Origin of the sequence: Mucispirillum schaedleri ASF457, assembly GCF_000487995.2 — a bacterium.
GTDB lineage: Bacteria > Chrysiogenota > Deferribacteres > Deferribacterales > Mucispirillaceae > Mucispirillum > Mucispirillum schaedleri.
Genome location: NZ_CP097562.1, coordinates 885,853 through 905,058 on the forward strand (window position 1 = coordinate 885,853; position 19,206 = coordinate 905,058).

A 19,206-nucleotide genomic window follows, 5' to 3' on the forward strand; every position below is an offset into this window, starting at 1 on the left:
ATTTTATATAAGATTATATACACTTTTTGCGGCATCGCTTTCAGGCTGGTATCTCTCCCCGTATAATTTTATTTTTGAAAGCCTTTTATTAATTTCTTCCATTTCTTTTTTAGTCCATGTAATATTTACTGCTTTTATATTTTCTCTTAAATGCGAAATATTAGTTGTTTCTGGAATAGGCACAATCCATGGCTTTTGTGCAAGTATCCATGCAAGTGCAATCTGTGCGGGGGTGGCACCGCCTTTTTCATTTCCTAATTCTTTTAGAAAATCAATGATTACTCTGTTTTTTGTCATATTTTCATGGCTCATTCTTGGAAAGCCTGCACGCATATCAAGTTTTTTATCAAATTTAGTGTTTCCATCCATCTGCCCTGCTAAATATCCCCTGTCTAACGGGCTGTATGCAACTAAACCAATACCTAATTCCTCAATTACTTTAAAAGTCTGTTCTTCATGGCGTCTAAAACTCATTGCATACTGGTTTTCAACAGCTGTAACAGGAAACTCTTTATGAGCTCTTTTTATAGTTTCTATATTTGGCTCACTCATACCCCAGTGAAGAATTTTACCTTCTTTTACTAAATCTTTCATCGTGCCTGCCACATCTTCTATAGGCACTTTATTATCTATTCTATGCTGATAATATATATCCACATAATCTGTCTGCAGTCTTTTTAAAGAGCCTTCTAATGCTTTGCGAATACTTTCAGGTCTTGCATCTTCTAACTGTTTGCCATTTGGATAATAAAGACCAAATTTTGTACCTATTGCAACCTGTTTTCTGTATCTTTTTAATGCACTGCCCACAAGTTCTTCATTTATATGGGGCCCGTATATTTCTGCTGTATCAAAGAAATTAATACCTAAATCATAAGCCTCTGCAATAAGATTTATCATTTCTTTTTTATCTCTTGCAGGTCCATGGTTTGCACTCATTCCCATACAGCCAAGCCCCAATGCTGATACTTTAAAATCTTTACCCAGCACCCTTAAAGGCATACTATATTTATGTTCTTTTGCCATAATATCTGCTCCATTGAATCCTGCTGCTGCACCTGCCAGCATAAATGATGTTATTTTCAAAAACTCTCGTCTATTCATTTCTGCCCCCATTGATTTTATATTTATTTTTATTGTATTTATAGCCATTATTCAATATCTTATACTACTTTATTATTGCCTAAAATTCTCATTTATAGTATATAAGTATATGGACAATAAATTACTTGAAGAAATAAAATCAAAACTGATTAACATTCTACCAACTGAAAGCGAGATAGATACAGGTTTTTATGGAGTAAAATTTTACAGAAGAAATAATGCAGAAAATACTCATACTTGCATACAATGCCCATGCATTATTTTTGTTGCAAATGGAGAAAAGTATACTCATATAAGTAACGAAAATTTTATATTTAAAAAAGGATATTACAATATTACATATATTGATTATCCAGTATCTTCTCATTTTTATAATATTTCAAAAGATAACCCATATCTTTCTATTTACATGCCTGTTGATAGAAATATAATTACTGAAATAATTCAAAATATTCATCATATTCCAAACACAGTTTTTAAGGGAATATCTGAAAACAAAGCAGATAATAAGCTGCTTGCTGCATACAGCAGGCTTATTGATTTGTATAATAAGCCTGATGAAATAAGCTTTATGGCACAGTTAATTATTAAAGAAATATATTACAGAATATTAAGCGGTCCTGTTGGAGCAGATTTAAAAGCATTATACACTTTTGGCTCGCAAAGCAATAAAATATATCAGGCTGTAGAATTTATAAAAAATAATTATAAAGAATACCTGCATATAGATGATATTGCATCAAAAGTAAATATGGCACCATCTACTTTTTTCAGGAATTTTAAAGCAGTTACTATGATAAGCCCACTGCAGTATCAAAAAAAATTAAGGCTTTATGAAGCTCAAAGATTAATGCTTTCCAAAAAATATACAGTATCAGATGCTGCATATACCGTAGGTTATGAAAGTATTACCCAATTTACAAGAGAATATAAAAAATTATTTCATTCATCCCCTGTAAGAAATATAAAAGAAATTATAAATGGAAAAGTATAGCCTGCACAATAGTTTATATATCTTCTATTTATATGGAATATCCAGTTTTGACAGAATTTTTTTAAAGTTTTTCAAAATAACATCAGTAGAATTATTTTTTAATTCCAACCATTCACAATTCCACTGTTCCGCCTGCTCTTTATTCATTTTTGATAAAGTGTCTGCTATAAAAATTTTAGATTCACGGGCAAAAATTGCATCTGCTGATTCAGGATTACCTTTTCCCATCAATTTTACTTCACATCTATTCCATACTCCACTATTAGATTTTATCTTAAAATCAACTTCTCTATCAAACAAAGTATTTTTTTTAAATATATCTGAATTTATATTTTCCATTGGTACACCACATAATTCACATAATTTCAGCATTAAAGGTTTTTCGCATTTTTTACCTATTGAACTCCAGGCTCCACCTCTAATTGCTATTTTTTTAGTTGCAAGGGCATTTATAACAATCAAACTCTCTGATAAAGATAACTCTACTGATACACCATTATATGAAAGTTTTATAACTACATCAAGACCTGAGAAAGCTTCATCTTCTAATTCTTTTATCATTAAAGATAAATATTCAAAATTTTCACTAGCAAAATCCAATACAACTTCCTTTGTTGCTGAACCTTTAATATTATGAATCGTTTTCTTATTAATTCCTGCATAAATTGCAATATTATCTGTGGAAATCAAATCATTGTTAATAAAGTTCTGCTTATACCAATTCAAACTAATATCAGTACTATCACATTTTGCTTTTATTATGTCTTTGAAAAAATCTATTGCAAATTGTAAAAAATCAGCATTTATCTTAGATACTACAATACTTCTATAATCTTCACCTTTTAAAAGTTTATCTACTGTCTGTTTTATTATAATTTCATCAAATGTTACCATAATTATATCCTTGCTTTATAATTTCTATATATGATTTATTCTGTTCGCATAGTATTGGAATTCTCCCCATTTGCAATGCGACTCTACCAAATGTTCCACTACCTGCAAACATATCAAGAACAACATCGTTTGGAAAAGAATAATAAGTTAAAACTTTTTCACATAGTTCATCAGGAAAAACAGCTGGATGTTCTTTATGCGATTTTGGATTAATATACCAGCAATTAGTAGTATCATATTTCTCACTGTCATTAATACCAAATTTTTTAGGGTATTTACTTATATTTTTATCTAATAAAAAATCTACTTTTTTTCTATAAACTAGAAGAGATTCCGTTATGCAATTAGGTTTATAGCTCAATGGTTGTCGTGTTTGATGATATCCTCCAACTCTATTAGGAACTGAATATTCTGGTTTAATCCAAATAATCTCATCAACAAAATAAAATCCACTTTCTTCTAAAATTTTATGAAAATCAAAATGAATAGGATAACGAGTACTTTCAAATTCTCTCCCTGGTCTTTTAGTTATTATAGGAGATACATTAATAATAATAAATCTACCATCTTCCAATACTCTATAACATTCAACAAGTGTTTGTTTCATCATGTTCATATAGCTTTTATATGAAGTATAAACACTATAATCCCGTGCATTATAATAAGGTGGTGAACTAAATATTAGCTGCACCTGTTGGTCTTTTATTTTTTTCAGTGTTTTTGTATTATCACCTTCTAATAATATGGGATATTTAATTTTATCTATATTTTTTTTACTGTGTGTCGTATGCCTATAATCGTAGTATGCTTTCATTTTATAAAGTATTTCATTATCAAAGTATTCTAAAATTTCTCTTTGTAATGATAAAAATCTATCATCATTACTATTATAAAGGCAGGTTCTAAACATCTGATAAACTAATTCCATAATTCCACAATTATAAATGTTATCCTTTATAAATATATAAATCTTATCTTTATTACTCTGCCTACCAATAGATGAAACAATTTCTCTTCTGACATTAATGCTATTATTTTCCGCATAAAGCAATATTAATTTATCTAAAATATCTTCGCTAGTATCTACACCAAGTTTTTTTATAAAATCTACTGATAATTTATCATTGCTGAACGATAGTAAATCTTTTTCCATGTTATTTATCAAAATATTTTGAATATATTTTATCGTATGTGCCGTTTTCTTTCATTGTTTGTAATGCTTTATTGATTTCATCTAATAAAGCAGTATTATCTTTTGGCAGAGCAATAGAATATTCTTCTTCAGCCAGTGCAGTATCAAGTACCTTAAGCCCTTCATTATTTGCAACATATTCTTTTGCAGGCTCCATATCTAATACAGTCGCATCAACTTTTTTTGCTGATAATGCCATAATCGCCTGACCTGTTGCTTCATATCTTGTAATAGATGATGTGTCTTTATACATATCTGTTACAACCATATCACCAGTGTAACCTATCACAACACCAATTTTTTTGCCTTTTAAATCTTCAAACTTTTGAATATCTGAACCATCTGGCACAATAACAGCTTGTTTTGATACAAAATAAGGCATGCTGAAATTTACATGCTGGCGTCTTTCGTCAGTTGCAGTCATACCGGAAATAATACAGTTGATTTTACCTGTCTGCATAGCTATTAAAAGGCTGTCAAAAGCCATATTTTTAAATACTACTTTTTTGCCAATGATTTTTGAAACTTCATTCATTAAATCTACATCAAAACCAACAATATTGCCCTGTTCAATATATTCAAATGGCGGAAATTCTGGGTTTGTCCCTACAATTAATGTATCAGCAGATGCTGCATCATTTTTCTTACAGCCAAAAAGCATAACTGATGATAATACTGATACTAAAATTAATAACAATACTTTTTTCATATCTTCTCTCCAAAATTTTATTTTAAAAGTAAGTAATACATTAATATTGTAATTATGTCAAAGAGTAAATGAATAAAAGAGAATATAATCAAATTTAGAATACAGCTGCTTATCTCATAATAATCTTTATTTATAAGCAAAGTATATAAATAAATAATCTAAACATATTATGTTCTGCTGTAACAAGAAATAACTTAGATTTTTCGCCTTTTAAAATCTCAAAATGACTGATACATAAAATTTCTGGGTAAATTCATTTTAACTGCTGTATTTTTCCTGTAATTTTTTGCATACTATTTCTGGCACGAGTTTAGATACATCACCTTTATTATATGCTATATCACGCACTATTGTTGAGCTTAAAAATAAATATCTGCTGCCTGGCACCATAAAAATAGTTTCCACATCATTATTTATACTTCTGTTAGCAAAAGCCATTTGAAACTCATATTCAAAATCTGAGACAGCTCTTAATCCGCGGATAATATACATTGCATGCTTTGATTTCATATAATCTACTAAAAGTCCATTAAATGATTCTACAATTATGTTTTCATTTCCTGCAAATACTGCACTTATCATATCTACCCTTTCTTCAAGAGTAAATAAATGCTTTTTATTAATATTTTCTGATACTGCAATATAAAGTTTGTCACAAAATTTTGCTGCACGCTCCACAATATCTTTATGTCCTAATGTAAAAGGGTCAAATGAACCCGGATATATTCCCGTCATATACTTACTCCTTATTATAATGCAGAAATCTTATTATAGTATCTCCATACCTGCGTTCATCTATTATCTTAAATTTATCATGATTTATAAATTCTGTTTTATAAAATTCTTCATAAAGTATTATGCCATCTTTTTTTAAAAGATTACTGCTGCTTACTGCTGCAAGTATTTCATTAGTCTTATAAATATTATACGGCGGGTCAAAAATAATTAAATCATACTGTTTGTTTAATGTGCTGCATATTTTTAAATAATCGCCTTTATATATATTATAACTTCCTTTTTCCATTAAAGCAGTGTTTATTTTTAATGAAGAAATATCTTTATCTATAAAATCAATATGCAACGCACCTCTGCTGTATGCTTCTATGCCTAATGCTCCAGTGCCTGCAAAAGCATCTAATATTTCAGGATAGCACTGCATATCAGATATTATGGAAAATACTGCGGAACGAAGTTTATCTGTTGTTGGTCTCACTTTTGAGCTTACAGGCGAATGAAGCTGCCTGCCCTTTAATAAACCGCTTACTATTCTCAAGATAATTTCTCCTTACTTCTATACATATATCTTTAAAGTCACTTTCTTTTATATCAGAATATAATTCATAATTTCTGCTGAATAACTTTCTACCTGTTTTTTTAAAGCCTGAATACCGCACATGACCGCCCATATCCATATATAAAAGCATAATAAATGTTTTTACAATATCGCCAAATGATTTATGATATGCCCCAGCTGCAATCTGACTATTTTCTGCTGCATTAACTGGCAGCCCCATACGGATAACCTGCACATTTTCTGCTGTAAAATGAGCATACATTCCACCTGCTGCTAAAATCATATCTGCTAAATCTGCTGCCTTATATTCTCCACTTAAATACATACCATAAAGGGCAGTATTTTTAAACACCTGAGTTGGATATATTCTTGCTGTTTTTATATTTTTTTTAGCAAGCAGTGCAGCATCATCAATGCAGGAATATAAGCTCTGTTTATACATGCCTGCCATAAGCTGGACACCACATTCTGTAATATTTAATATATCATCTACTGCTTTTTCTGCCTGTATGTTTGTATAAGGTCTGCCGTTTGCTTTTAATACTTTATCATCAAGGCTTTGTATTCCAAGCTCCACAAGAGATATATTATAATCTTTTATCTCTGCAAGTGTTTCATTATTTATTGTATCAGGTCTTGTGGAAAATCGGATTTTACTAAACCCATTATCATAAGCCAGCCTGTAAAGTTTCTGCCTTTCAAAACTTTTGATTGCTGCAAAGTTTCCACCATAAAATGCTATCTCATCATAAGATGTGCCATAGGAAAGCCATGTTTTTATTTGATTTTCTGCCAGTATTATTAAATTATTTTCTGCTTTAACACCGCTTATTGCCTGCTGGTCGCAGAATATACATTTATTACCACAGGAAGCAAAAGGAAGAAAAACTGGTAAAATTTTAGCCATTGTTACTTTGATACTGCTTTAAAGCCAGCGTTGCTGCCTGCTTCTCTGCTTCTTTTTTACTTCTGCCCTGACCTTGTGTTTTCATAATGCCGCATACATCTACTTCAACAAAAAATGTTTTGTTATGCTCTGGACCTGTTGCAGAAATTAAAGTATATTCTGGAAGTCTGCCAAAATCACGCTGGCATATCTGCTGCAGCTGAGTTTTTGCATCACGAAAAGAGTTGCTTTGCACTGCTTCTATTATAAACTCTTCAAGTAGATTTAATACTATTGATTTTACTTTTTCATAACCGCCGTCTAAATATACAGCTGCCATTACAGCTTCAAATATATCTGCTACAATAGCTTTTTTAATGTTATCAACACCATTAAACTCACTTTTGCCTAATAATATGTTGCTGCTTAAATCAATCTTTTTAGATATTTCAAAAAGAGCTGATGAATTAACTATATAAGCCCGCAGAATAGATAAATCACCTTCTTGAAATTCAGGATACTTTTTTACAAGATATTCTGTTATAACAAGCTCCACTACTGCATCTCCTAGAAATTCAAGCCTTTCATAGTTGTAGTCAAGATTATTATCATGAGAATAAGAAGAATGAGTAAGGGACCGTAAAAGAAGCCCCTTATCTTTAAATGTATAATTTATTTTTTCTTCAATATTTGTAATATATACAGCAGAAATTTTATTCAACATATTTTTTAAATACTAATGATGCGTTTGTGCCGCCAAAGCCAAAAGAGTTTGATAAACCATACTCCATTTCACATTTAACAGCTTTATTTGGTGTATAGTCTAAATCACATTTTTCATCCTGATTATCTATATTAATAGTAGGTGGAACAATACCTTCATTTACAGCCATCATTGTAATAATACCTTCTACAGCACCAGCTGCACCAAGAAGATGACCTGTCATAGATTTAGTAGAGCTGATTTTTACTGTTTTTGCATACTCACCAAATACATCTTTAATTGCCATGCTTTCTAATACATCACCTGCTGGAGTAGATGTGCCGTGAGTATTAATATAGCCAACTTTATCTGGAGTAATGCCTGCATCTTTTACAGCTGCCGCCATACATCTTCTTGCACCGCTTCCATCACTTGCAGGAAGTGTAATATGATAAGCATCACTGCTCATTCCATAGCCAACTACTTCACCTAATATTTTTGCACCCCTTGCTTTTGCATGCTCTAAACTTTCAAGCACAAGCATACCACCGCCTTCACCAATTAAGAAACCATCTCTGTCTTTATCAAATGGACGGCTTGCTTTTTCAGGCTCATCGTTGCGTCTAGATAATGCTCTCATATTAGCAAAACCAGCAACAGCAAGTGGAGTAATAGCTGCTTCTGAGCCACCTGACACCATAATATCAGCATCGCCCCTTTCTATAATGCGTGCAGCATCACCTATTGAGTGAGTGCCTGTTGCACATGCTGTTACTATGCTTATATTTGGTCCTTTAAGTGAATATTTTATAGAAACAAGCCCATTTGCAATGTTAATAATAGCTCCCGGAATAAAGAATGGAGATACTTTTTTATAACCGCCTGCAAGGTATGCTTCCTGAGTATCTTCAATCACTTTAAAACCGCCAATACCTGCACCTATGCAGCAGCCTGCTCTATCATGGTCAAATTCATAAGCATCAAGACCAGCCTGTTTTATAGCTTCTTCTGCTGCTGCAAGTGCATAAAAGCAGAAATAGTCATATTTTTTAATATCTTTTTTATCAACATAATTTTCTGGATTAAAATTTTTAACTTCAGCTGCAATTTTTACAGGGAATGTAGAAGCATCAAATTTTGTAATAAGACCTGCGCCGCTTTTACCAGCGATTAAATTTTCCCATGTTTCTTTAACTGAATTACCTAATGGAGTTACACACCCCATACCTGTTATAACAACTCTGCGTTTCACGACTCCTCCAAATAAAATAATAAAGAATAAGACTTATATATTACAATTATAAATTGAAAACTATAATATATAAAACTTATTTTAACGATTTCTCATGATATGATAAATAAAAGGGCGGATATACCGCCCATAACTATTTTGCGTTAGCTTTAATAAAATCAATTGCGTCTTGAACTGTTTTGATTTTAGTAGATTCCTCATCAGGAATTTCAATATCAAATTCGCTTTCAAGTTCCATAATAAGCTGAACTGTATCAAGAGAATCAGCACCTAAATCATCAATAAAAGATGCTTCATTTGTAACATTAGCTACATCATCAACTTTTAACTGCTCTGCAATAATTTCTTTTACTCTTGTTTCAATATCTGCCATTTTATTCCTCCTTACAGAAATAATATTTTATCCCCTGCGGGTTTATTTTGCATTATAAATACATACCGCCGTTTAAATGCAGCGTTTGACCTGTCATATAATCAGAAAGCGGGCTTGCAAGATAAATTACAGCATTTGCTATATCTTCAGGCTTACCCAATGATTTTAAAGGTATCTTTTCCATATATGCAGCTTTCATATCATCAGAAATTGACGCTGTCATATCAGTTTCTATAAACCCCGGTGCAACAGCATTTACTCTGATACCACGAGAAGCACATTCTAATGCTGCAGATTTTGTCATGCCAATAACACCTGCTTTTGTTGCAGAATAGTTAAACTGACCTGCATTGCCAGAAAAACCTACAACACTTGATATATTTATGATTTTGCCGTAACGGTTTTTCATCATACCTTTTAATGCTCTTCTTGTGCATAAGAATGCACCTTTTAAATTAACATCAATAACCATATCCCATTCTTCTGTTTTCATACGCATAAGAAGGTTATCTTTTGTTATACCTGCATTATTAACTAAAATATCTACAGGTCCAAGTTTTTTTTCAACAGCAGAAAACATTTCTTCAACTTCTGCTTCCTCATTAACTCTTGCTTTAAAGATTTCTGCTTTGCCGCCGTTTTTTCTGATTATTTCAGCCACTTCCAAAGCAGATGACTCACTGCTTGAATAGTTGACAGCAACAGCCGCACCATTTTCTGCCAAGCCTAATGCTATGGCTTTACCTATACCACGAGATGCTCCTGTTACAAGTGCAACTTTACCTTTTAACATATCTTTCATATTATAACTTACCTAAATCATCTACAGTTGATATATTTATAGTTTCAACTGTTTTATTAATTTTTTTAATCAAACCTGTTAATACAGAGCCTGCACCTACTTCTATAAACGAAGTAACTCCTGCTGCAATCATATTTTCAACTGACTGTGTCCATTTAACTGTGCCTGCAACTTGACGAATAAGTGCATTTTTAACATCTGCACCAGATTTTTCAACTGCTGCATCAATATTATTAATGATAGGAATATTTAAATCATTTATTGTAATGTTGTTTAAATATTCTGCCATAGCCTCTTTTGCAGGCTGCATAAGTGAGCAGTGAAATGGAGCAGAAACAGGCAGCGGCACAACTCTTTTCGCACCTGCTGTTTTAAGCTCAACATCTGCTGCAGCAACAGCATCTGCACTGCCTGCAATAACTACTTGACCGGGACAGTTAAAATTTGCTGGCTCTACCACATAATCAGCTTTTGAAATACCAGCACATACTTTGCTGACAGTATCTTCATCAAGACCAAGGACAGCACTCATAGCACCAGCACCAACAGGAACAGCACTTTGCATAAATTTACCTCTGTTATGCACTGCTTTAACAGTCTCCTCAAATGATAAACCACCCGAAGCATATACCGCACTGTATTCACCTAAAGAATGACCAGCAAAAAATGCAGGCTGAACTTTATCTTTTATAAGCGACCATATAGATGCACTCATTGTTACAAGAGCAGGCTGAGTGTTCTGAGTAAGTTTTAAATCATTTTCAGGACCATTAAACATAATATCAGACAGGCTGTAACCTAATGCCCTGTCTGCATTTGAATAAAAGTCCCTTATGTTTGAAAACTTATCATAAAAATCTTTACCCATACCTACAAATTGTGCCCCTTGTCCGGGAAATACAACAGCTACTGACATAAGTTTCTCCATTAATATGGCTTACAAGATAAGATAGAAATAATATAATAATTAAGACTAGAAAAACTAGAATGGTGGCATTATCTGCCGTATAAAGACGAAAATTGTTTTCCTATAATGTAAGCGTATTTTTTTCTTATTTAATTTTACAAACAACATTTTTGGCATAATATCTGCCGCATTTTAAGTTTTATTCTTTATATATACATTAATATTATACAGTAAAATTTATATAATATCAATAATTCATTTTATTTATAACATTAATAATAGTAATTAATAGTTTAATATACTTGCAAGGGAATCTTTTACATCTCCAACAATAGCTTCATTCATCCTGCTTTCTGCGGCATTCATAGCAACCCTTATACCATTTGCCACTGCTGTATCATTAGATGAACCGTGACCTATAACACATATACCATTAACACCAAGCAGCGGTGCACCACCATACTGAGCACTATCTGTTTTTTTCTTTAAATTGTTATATGCTTTTTTAGAAAGTAAGGCACCTATTTTAGATACAGTAGATGATAAAAGCTCCTGTTTAAGCATAGATGTAATATATTTTGCAACAGACTGGCTCACTTTTAATGCAATATTGCCTGCAAAACCGTCACATACTACAACATCAGCTTCGCCTTTAAATAATGCTTTACCCTCTACATTTCCAGTGAATTTGATAACATCAGTTTTTTTAAGGATAGGGTATACTGCTTTTGTAAGCATATCGCCTTTACCTTCTTCTTCGCCGTTACTTAAAAGACCAACTGTTGGGTTATCTATATGAAGAACTTTTTTTGCATAAGCTGAGCCCATTATTGCAAATGTAACTAAATGCTCAGGACGGCAGTCTACATTTGCACCAACATCAAGCATAAAAAAAAAGCCTCTTTCATTTGAACAAGGAAGTATTGTTCCTATAGCAGGACGGGCAACCCCTTCCAGCAGACCTAACTCTACCATTGAGACAGCCATAGCTGCACCGCTGTTGCCAGCTGTAAAAAAACCGGCAGCTTTCCCGCCTTTTACAAGTTTCAAACCTATATGCATAGATGATTTGCGTTTACCACGAACTATTTCTGACGGATGGTCATCCATAGTAATAAATTCATTAGTATGTTCTATCTGTATTTTAGACTGTTCCTGTTTAGAGCAGGCAGCAAGCTCCTTTTCAATAACAGCTTGATTACCTACTAAAATCACTTCTAAATTTGGTGTTTCATTAACAGCCTTAACAGCACCTTTTACAACTTCGCTTGGGGCATTATCACCACCCATAGCATCAACAGCGATAACCATGACTATACTTCTTTAGTTTCAGCCAATACTTTACGGCCTTTGTAAGTTCCGCAGCTAGGGCATACTGTATGAGCCTGCTTTAACTCACCACAGTTTTCACATTTAGCACCAAGAATAGTAGATGTATGATGATGTGACCTTCTCATACCTACTTTGCTTTTTGTTGTCTTGTGTTTTGGATTAGGCATTTTTGCTCTCCCTGTTTTTACCAAAATGGTTATTATTATTTTATATCGTATACCAAAAATGGTTTATTTACTATTTTAATTTATCAAGTGCAGCCCAGCGTTCATCTTTATGCTTTGTGCATGTGCATTTTTCAGTATTCAGTGATGCACCGCAGCCCTGACATATACCTTTACAGTCCTGCCTGCAAAGCCTTTTTTCAGGAACTAAAAGCAGTGCTTCTTCCCTTAAAAGCTCATGTATATCAAAGTGGTCTTTTGGTGTAACATACATGCCAGCTTCTTCATCTGATAAACCATCTTCCCCGTCTGCTTCCATTGGCGGATATTCACCAAGTGGGGAAAGAGTAAGTATTAAATCTTCCACAATGTCCATATTAACAGGCTCTAAGCACCTGTCACAAGGGCATGAAAAATGCAGATTAAGTTTTCCTGTAACCACATAAGCATCACCTGCCTTATCTATGCGGCCAGAAAAAGATTTAATGTCAAATTTATCATCACCTTCAGTGAATGAAAATGCTTCATTTATAATAAAGCCTTCATCATGCACCTGCTCATAATATATAATCATTACTAACTCATCTTATAAAATCATAAACATTTGCCCGTGATTATAATAAATATAATAATAATCGTCAAGAGAAAAAAGCATATACCACATTTTCTATAAGTTGTAAATAAAAAAATGTAAAATATAAAAGCAGCTGCACCAATTTAAGCAAAAGTTATTAAATATAAAAATAATACACATTATAATTAATGATATTTTTATGCAATTTTATGACATTTTTGCATATTGAAAAATATACCCTTACTTATATAATTACACACGAGGTGTATAATGAAAAAATTATTATTATTTTTAACTATACTTATTATTTCTATTACGGAGGTATATGCAGTGGAAGCAAAAAATAATGAAAGCTGGGATAAAACATTTAAAAAAAGTGATAAGGTGATTACCCAAAAAGTATATTTTAAAAACAGATACGGTTTTAAATTAGCAGGCGATTTATATATACCTGAAAATCTTGATAAATCAAAAAAATATCCTGCAATTGCAGTAAGCGGACCTTTTGGAGCTGTTAAAGAACAGGCTTCCGGGCTTTATGCACAGCGAGTGGCAGAAAAAGGGTTTATTACTCTTGCTTTTGATGCGTCATACACAGGCGAAAGTTCAGGTGAACCTAGAAATACTTCTTCACCTGATATAAATACAGAAGATTTTAGTGCTGCTGTTGATTTTTTAAGCAATTATAAATATACAGACCCTGAAAAAATAGGCATTATTGGTATATGCGGATTTGGCGGTTTTGGATTAAATGCTGCTGCTATTGATACAAGAATAAAAGCATCTGTTATTTCAACAATGTATGATATGAGCCGTGTTACAGCAAACGGCTATTTTGACAGTCTGGATGAAAAAGCAAGATATAAAATAAAAGAAACATTAAATAAACAAAGAACAGAAGATTTTAAGACAGGCAAATATAAAACAGCTGCAGGACTTCCTGATAAACTTTCAGGCGATGAAGAACAGTTTATAAAAGATTATTATGGTTATTATAAAACACCAAGGGGCTATCATAAACGCTCTTTAAATTCAACAAGCGGCTGGAATATGACATCATCACTTTCTTTGATTAATATGCCTATACTTTCTTACAGTAATGAAATACAAAGTGCAGTATTAATTATTCATGGAGAAAAAGCTCACAGCAGATATTTTAGTGAAGATGCTTTTAAAAAATTAAAAGGAAAAAATAAAGAGCTGCTTATTATTAAAGGTGCAAACCATGTTGATTTATATGATAATATGGAAAAAATACCATTTAATAAAATAGAATACTTTTTCAATACATACCTAAAATAATAAACCTGTTTATATAATGATTGATATTTTACATATAAATTGATATAGTAAACGATAATTGATATGCGAAAAAAATAAAGAGGTCAAAATGAGTGCAAAAGTTTATTATTCAAGTATGAAATGCAATATGAACCAGTCTCCACTTAATAAGATTAAAAAACTTATTAATAAATGCGGTATAACAGATATTTATGGCAAAAATGACATTACTGCTGTGAAACTCCACTTTGGAGAATATGGCAATACAGCCTTTCTTCGCCCTGTATATCTTCGTCCTGTATTAGAAACACTTAACAGAATTGGTGCAAAGCCATTTTTAACTGATACAAATACTTTATATATTGGTATGAGAACAAACTCTGTTGACCACCTGCATAATGCAGTTTTAAATGGTTTTGGATATTCTACTCTTCAAACACCTATTATTATTGCAGACGGATTAAAAGGTGAATCATATACTAATTTGGAAGTGCCTAATGGAGAAATATATAAAAGTGCAAAAATTGCTTCAGTAATTGCAAATGCAGATAAATTATTTGTAATAAATCACTTTAAAGGTCATGAAATGACAGGCTTTGGCGGTGCAATGAAAAATCTTGCTATGGGATGTGCCAGCCGTGCAGGTAAAAATGAAATGCATTCAAGTGTCCGCCCCACAGTTGACCCAGAAAAATGCACTGCATGTGGAAGATGTAAAATGGCATGCGATGCTGGAGCCATTACAATATCTAAACATGCTTCTATTAATGATAAATGTGTAGGCTGTGCAATGTGTATATCAGCATGTCCAAAACATGCTGTTGATGTTGATTACAATGTAGCATGTGATACTCTGCAGCAGAAAATTGTAGAATATGCAGCAGCAGTTCACAGCCATTTTAAAGAAGTTGTATATGTAAGTGTGCTTACTTCTATTGTGCCAGCCTGCGACTGCCATGGTGGAAACGACGCTCCACTTATTCACGACTTAGGATTTATGGCTTCAACTGACCCTGTTGCCATTGATAAAGCAAGCTATGATTTAGTTGTAAAAACAGCAGGAAAAGATGTATTTCAGGAGGCATGGCCGCATTTAAACCCACAAGACAGCTTTGCACATGCAAAAAAAATCGGCTTTGGAAATACTGAATATGAGCTTGAAATAATTAAATAATAATATATCAAGATATATGGGAATAGTGTTTTAAAAAGTTTGTAATTTTAACTACAAGAGAAATAAGTCATAATGAGCTTGAAATATAGCGAAGTATATAAAAGAGAAGACAACTTAAATATATTATACTCTACTGCAATATATATAATTTAGATTTTTCGCCTTTAAAATCAGGCTCAAAATGAATTCAATGTGAAAGCTATAGTCATACTGAGCCTAAAAGGCGAAGTATCTAAAAATAATAACTGAAATATAAAAGCTAATTTTTGTTGGCAAGCTGCTCTGAAAGTCTGTTATTTTCCTGCAGCATTTCATTAATCTGCTTTGTAGATGATGCAGTTTTTTCTGCCAGTTTTCTTACTTCATCTGCAACAACTGCAAACCCTCTGCCATGCTCTCCTGCTCTTGCCGCTTCAATAGCTGCATTTAAGGCAAGCAGATTAGTTTGATTTGCAATATCGTCAATAACTTTAATAATACTTGTTATATCATTTAAATTTTTAGCTGCAAGTTCTGACTGAGATTTTTCAATTTCTCGCATACGCTCTTCATTTTTTAATGCTTCTATATTACTTAATACACCTACAATTCTTAATGGACTGCCGTTTTCATCACTCTGCCTTTTGCATTGAAGTCTAAACCATTCATAATTATCACTATTTGCAGTTTTCATTCTGCATTCTATATCAAAATAATGTTTAATATCACTGCTGTGTAAAAGAGTTTCAAAGGATTTTTCCACAAGCGGCAGTTCTTCCCTGTGGATAACACCAAATAATGTTTTAATATGATTATCAAGGGTATCTTCCGAAGAATAACCTAAAAGCTCTTTAAAACGCATAGACCACCAAAACTTGTTCTGGCTGTCTGTAATATTTTTTGAATTATCATAAAGTCTGGCACTCCAAACACCATCACTTACCATATTTTGCGAATAATTAAACCTGACAAGCGTTTTTTCAAGCTCTATTTTGTTTGTTCTATCTTCATCAATATCTGTTAAAGAGCCGCCAATCATTAATGGGTTGCCTGCTGCATCTCTTTTTACAGTTCCTATTGCCTTAAACCATTTATATTCACCACTTTTTAACTGCAAACGATATGTTACATTATAAGGTGTTTTGTCTGTTTTATCTGTGAGAGATGCACAAAAAGCTGCAAATATGGCATCATGTTCTGCTGGATACAGTTTTAATGACCAGCTGCCTAAAACATTAGGAAAATCTTCTTTATCATTATAACCTAACATTCTTCTAAATTTATCCGACCACACAAAAGGAGTGTCTTCATTGATTTTACCATCTTTTGGATAGTGCATATACCATAAGCCGTCATTAGATGAATCTACCATTAACTGGTTTTCTTCCAGGGCAGTCCTTACTTCATCAAGCTCTTTTCTAAACTCTTCTTCAACTGCTTCAATCTGCTGCACACTAACACTTTCTCCCTGCTGGTCAGATTTACTTAAAATAGAAGACAAAAGTTTTGGTATAGCTTCATATTTACCAAGAAATAAGTGCTTATTTTTTTCAACTACATTTGAACTGCCTGTTTTATTAACATCTTCCAAAATATTAATAATATCATCAAGTATTTTTTCTTTATATGCACCGCTGCCAAACATAAACTTATCTCCTTTTTGCAGAAATATAATCAACAGGATAAAACACACATTTAATGTTTTATTATATAGAAAATATACTTATTTGTCAATCATAAACAAATATAGAATATAACATCGTTAGGAATTATTTATTTTTTTCATTAATAATATATTCATAGACTTTTTCTGCCAGTTCCTGTGGCAGCTTGCCGTAATCCCTTATAATATTAACTGATAATTCTTTTCTGGTATGTATATCTGGTATTGCTGTTAAAAGATGTTTCAGCCTTTTTTCACCCATTCCAGCAATATTTAAAAGCGGTGATTTAGAAATATTTTTTAAAGCAAGGTTTCTAGAATATGTTATTGCAAAGCGGTGAGATTCATCTCTCAGCCTTTGTATAAAATGTAAAAGCGGGTCATTTTTACGCATAATAACAGGATTTTTTCTATTTAAAAGATGTATCTGCTCAATAGTATCTTCAAAATCATGCTTTAATGGACGCAGAGACCTGCTTTTACTAATTGATATAAAAGGTGCAGTAATACCAGCATTTTCTGCTGCTTTCACAGCAGAATTAAGCTGACCTGTGCCACCATCTATAATATATAAATCTGCCTCATCGTCGCTGCCTTCTCTGATATTTTCACCTTTTCTGCTGAAAAGTTCACTCATAGATTGAAAATCATCATTTTCAGCAGACTTAATTCTATATTTTTTATAATACTGTTTTGCAAACTCTCCATTTACTGCCACAACAGACACCCCAACAGTAAAGCTGCCGCCTAAATGGGAAATATCCACACATTCTACTCTTGATACTTTTTCCACACCAATTAACTCTGCAAGCCTGCTGGATACATCTTTTCTTTCCCCTACTTTTAAAAGATACTGCTCTGTCTGCAGCTCTGCATTTTTTTGAGCAAGGTTTATGAGCCCCTGTATACCCCTTTTTCTTATATGCACCTTTTTACCTGCCATTTTAGAAAGAGCCTCTTCTAATGTTTCATTATATTCTTCCCCATCACCTTCTAATGCAATAAATTCTGGAAACTGCCTTGTATTTGAATAAAACTGCATAACAAATCTTTCTAAAAGCTCATCTTCTGTATCTGCAAAAAAGTGAGTAGATACACCAATCATTCTGCCGCTGCGGACAAATATCTGAGTAATACCTGTTACTCCAGAAATAGAATGCTTGTAAAATACATCAATATTTCTTTCATCGCTTATATTTGTAACAGATTGTTTTGAAAACAGCTTATCAAGAGATATTATTCTATCCCTTATTTTTCCGGCTTCTTCAAAGGCAAGGTTTTTTGCATATTCTTTCATTTGTGCATTCATCATATCTTTTACTTCATCTACATTTCCTTTAAAGAAATTTTTGATAGACTGGACTGTTTTCATATAATCTTCACGGCTGATTAAATTTTCACAAGGTCCAGAGCATTTTTTTATCTGGTATTTTAAGCAGATTTTACCTTCTTTTAAGCGAAATGATGAACAAGTTCTTAATGGAAAGGCAGATTGCAGCATTTCAATAATATGCTTTAAATCTCCTACATTTACAAATGGTCCAAAATATACAGCATTTTCATCCTGAGTATTCCTTGTCAAAATAAGGCGTGGATATTCTTCATGAGTTAGTTTTACATACGGGTAGCCTTTAGAATCTTTTAGAAGAATATTGTATTTAGGCATTTCTGTTTTTATAAGGTTAGCTTCTAATAAAAATGCTTCTACTTCATTTTCTGTAATAATTGTTTTTACAGAAGAAGCATGAATAAGCATTTTTTCAGTTTTTATAGTTTTCTCCCCAGCATTAAAGTAAGAAGAAAGCCTGTTTCTTAAATTTTTTGCTTTGCCTACATATATTACTCTGCCCTTAGCATCCATAAACATATAGACACCGGGTTTTTGAGATATATCTGAAAGATTAATTTGAAATTTTGGTTTTGCCAAAG

General features: G+C 32.5%; 20 protein-coding genes. 3 read left to right on the forward strand and 17 right to left on the reverse strand.

From position 1 onward, the window contains the following. Window positions 1-3 precede the first annotated feature (3 nt). Window positions 4-1,152, reverse strand: coding sequence for an aldo/keto reductase (locus tag N508_RS04155; RefSeq protein WP_023275147.1), 1,149 nt, complete (start codon window positions 1,150-1,152; stop codon window positions 4-6). Between the two features lie 61 nt (window positions 1,153-1,213). Here N508_RS04155 and N508_RS04160 point away from each other — a divergent pair, with 61 nt between their 5' ends. Beyond that, window positions 1,214-2,098: an AraC family transcriptional regulator gene (locus N508_RS04160; RefSeq protein ID WP_023275148.1), complete on the forward strand. Its 885-nt coding sequence runs from the start codon at window positions 1,214-1,216 to the stop codon at window positions 2,096-2,098. A 24-nt stretch (window positions 2,099-2,122) separates the two neighbouring features. Here N508_RS04160 and N508_RS04165 read toward each other — a convergent pair whose 3' ends face one another. The 14 genes from N508_RS04165 to N508_RS04230 all read right to left on the reverse strand — a co-directional run bounded on the left by N508_RS04165 (window position 2,123) and on the right by N508_RS04230 (window position 13,180). Then, window positions 2,123-2,992 (reverse strand): CfrBI family restriction endonuclease, encoded by an 870-nt coding sequence (locus N508_RS04165; protein ID WP_023275149.1) that lies wholly within the window; start codon window positions 2,990-2,992, stop codon window positions 2,123-2,125. After that, window positions 2,979-4,145 (reverse strand): DNA-methyltransferase, encoded by a 1,167-nt coding sequence (locus N508_RS04170; protein WP_023275150.1) that lies wholly within the window; start codon window positions 4,143-4,145, stop codon window positions 2,979-2,981. Before N508_RS04170 ends, N508_RS04165 begins: the two co-directional genes overlap by 14 nt. 1 nt (window position 4,146) lies before the next feature. Further along, window positions 4,147-4,893, reverse strand: coding sequence for a basic amino acid ABC transporter substrate-binding protein (locus tag N508_RS04175; protein ID WP_023275151.1), 747 nt, complete (start codon window positions 4,891-4,893; stop codon window positions 4,147-4,149). 258 nt (window positions 4,894-5,151) lie between these two features. Beyond that, window positions 5,152-5,628, reverse strand: a complete 477-nt coding sequence (gene coaD, locus N508_RS04180) for a pantetheine-phosphate adenylyltransferase (RefSeq protein WP_023275152.1) — start codon at window positions 5,626-5,628, stop codon at window positions 5,152-5,154. A 4-nt stretch (window positions 5,629-5,632) separates the two neighbouring features. Then, window positions 5,633-6,166, reverse strand: coding sequence for an RsmD family RNA methyltransferase (locus tag N508_RS04185; RefSeq protein WP_040636513.1), 534 nt, complete (start codon window positions 6,164-6,166; stop codon window positions 5,633-5,635). Next, on the reverse strand, window positions 6,087-7,094 hold the full coding sequence (locus N508_RS04190) for a radical SAM protein (protein WP_023275154.1): 1,008 nt from the start codon (window positions 7,092-7,094) through the stop codon (window positions 6,087-6,089). The genes N508_RS04185 and N508_RS04190 overlap by 80 nt, the downstream gene beginning before the upstream one ends. Further along, window positions 7,087-7,797 carry a ribonuclease III gene (gene rnc, locus N508_RS04195; RefSeq protein ID WP_023275155.1) on the reverse strand — a complete coding sequence of 237 codons (711 nt, stop codon included), beginning with the start codon at window positions 7,795-7,797 and terminating at the stop codon, window positions 7,087-7,089. The genes N508_RS04190 and rnc overlap by 8 nt, the downstream gene beginning before the upstream one ends. Continuing rightward, window positions 7,787-9,028 carry a beta-ketoacyl-ACP synthase II gene (gene fabF, locus N508_RS04200; protein WP_023275156.1) on the reverse strand — a complete coding sequence of 414 codons (1,242 nt, stop codon included), beginning with the start codon at window positions 9,026-9,028 and terminating at the stop codon, window positions 7,787-7,789. The genes rnc and fabF overlap by 11 nt, the downstream gene beginning before the upstream one ends. A gap of 133 nt (window positions 9,029-9,161) precedes the next feature. Beyond that, window positions 9,162-9,401, reverse strand: coding sequence for an acyl carrier protein (gene acpP / locus N508_RS04205; protein ID WP_023275157.1), 240 nt, complete (start codon window positions 9,399-9,401; stop codon window positions 9,162-9,164). A gap of 52 nt (window positions 9,402-9,453) precedes the next feature. Next, window positions 9,454-10,194 carry a 3-oxoacyl-[acyl-carrier-protein] reductase gene (fabG, locus tag N508_RS04210; RefSeq protein ID WP_040636652.1) on the reverse strand — a complete coding sequence of 247 codons (741 nt, stop codon included), beginning with the start codon at window positions 10,192-10,194 and terminating at the stop codon, window positions 9,454-9,456. Between the two features lie 10 nt (window positions 10,195-10,204). Continuing rightward, window positions 10,205-11,119, reverse strand: coding sequence for an ACP S-malonyltransferase (gene fabD, locus N508_RS04215; RefSeq protein ID WP_023275159.1), 915 nt, complete (start codon window positions 11,117-11,119; stop codon window positions 10,205-10,207). A 276-nt stretch (window positions 11,120-11,395) separates the two neighbouring features. Next, window positions 11,396-12,421: a phosphate acyltransferase PlsX gene (gene plsX / locus N508_RS04220; protein ID WP_023275160.1), complete on the reverse strand. Its 1,026-nt coding sequence runs from the start codon at window positions 12,419-12,421 to the stop codon at window positions 11,396-11,398. A gap of 2 nt (window positions 12,422-12,423) precedes the next feature. Beyond that, a complete protein-coding gene (gene rpmF, locus N508_RS04225; protein ID WP_023275161.1) occupies window positions 12,424-12,609 on the reverse strand; it encodes a 50S ribosomal protein L32 in 186 nt (61 codons plus the stop codon). Between the two features lie 70 nt (window positions 12,610-12,679). Next, window positions 12,680-13,180, reverse strand: coding sequence for a YceD family protein (locus tag N508_RS04230; protein ID WP_023275162.1), 501 nt, complete (start codon window positions 13,178-13,180; stop codon window positions 12,680-12,682). 270 nt (window positions 13,181-13,450) lie between these two features. Between N508_RS04230 and N508_RS04235 the strand changes: the two genes are divergently transcribed. Then, window positions 13,451-14,482, forward strand: a complete 1,032-nt coding sequence (locus N508_RS04235) for an alpha/beta hydrolase (protein WP_023275163.1) — start codon at window positions 13,451-13,453, stop codon at window positions 14,480-14,482. Between the two features lie 88 nt (window positions 14,483-14,570). Continuing rightward, complete coding sequence (locus tag N508_RS04240) at window positions 14,571-15,635, forward strand: DUF362 domain-containing protein (RefSeq protein ID WP_023275164.1); 1,065 nt, start codon at window positions 14,571-14,573, stop codon at window positions 15,633-15,635. 259 nt (window positions 15,636-15,894) lie between these two features. Here the strand turns inward: N508_RS04240 and N508_RS10970 are convergent, their stop codons facing one another. After that, window positions 15,895-17,259 carry a methyl-accepting chemotaxis protein gene (locus N508_RS10970; RefSeq protein ID WP_023275165.1) on the reverse strand — a complete coding sequence of 455 codons (1,365 nt, stop codon included), beginning with the start codon at window positions 17,257-17,259 and terminating at the stop codon, window positions 15,895-15,897. A gap of 124 nt (window positions 17,260-17,383) precedes the next feature. After that, a complete protein-coding gene (uvrC, locus tag N508_RS04255) occupies window positions 17,384-19,204 on the reverse strand; it encodes an excinuclease ABC subunit UvrC (protein ID WP_023275166.1) in 1,821 nt (606 codons plus the stop codon). Between the last annotated feature and the right edge of the window lie 2 nt (window positions 19,205-19,206).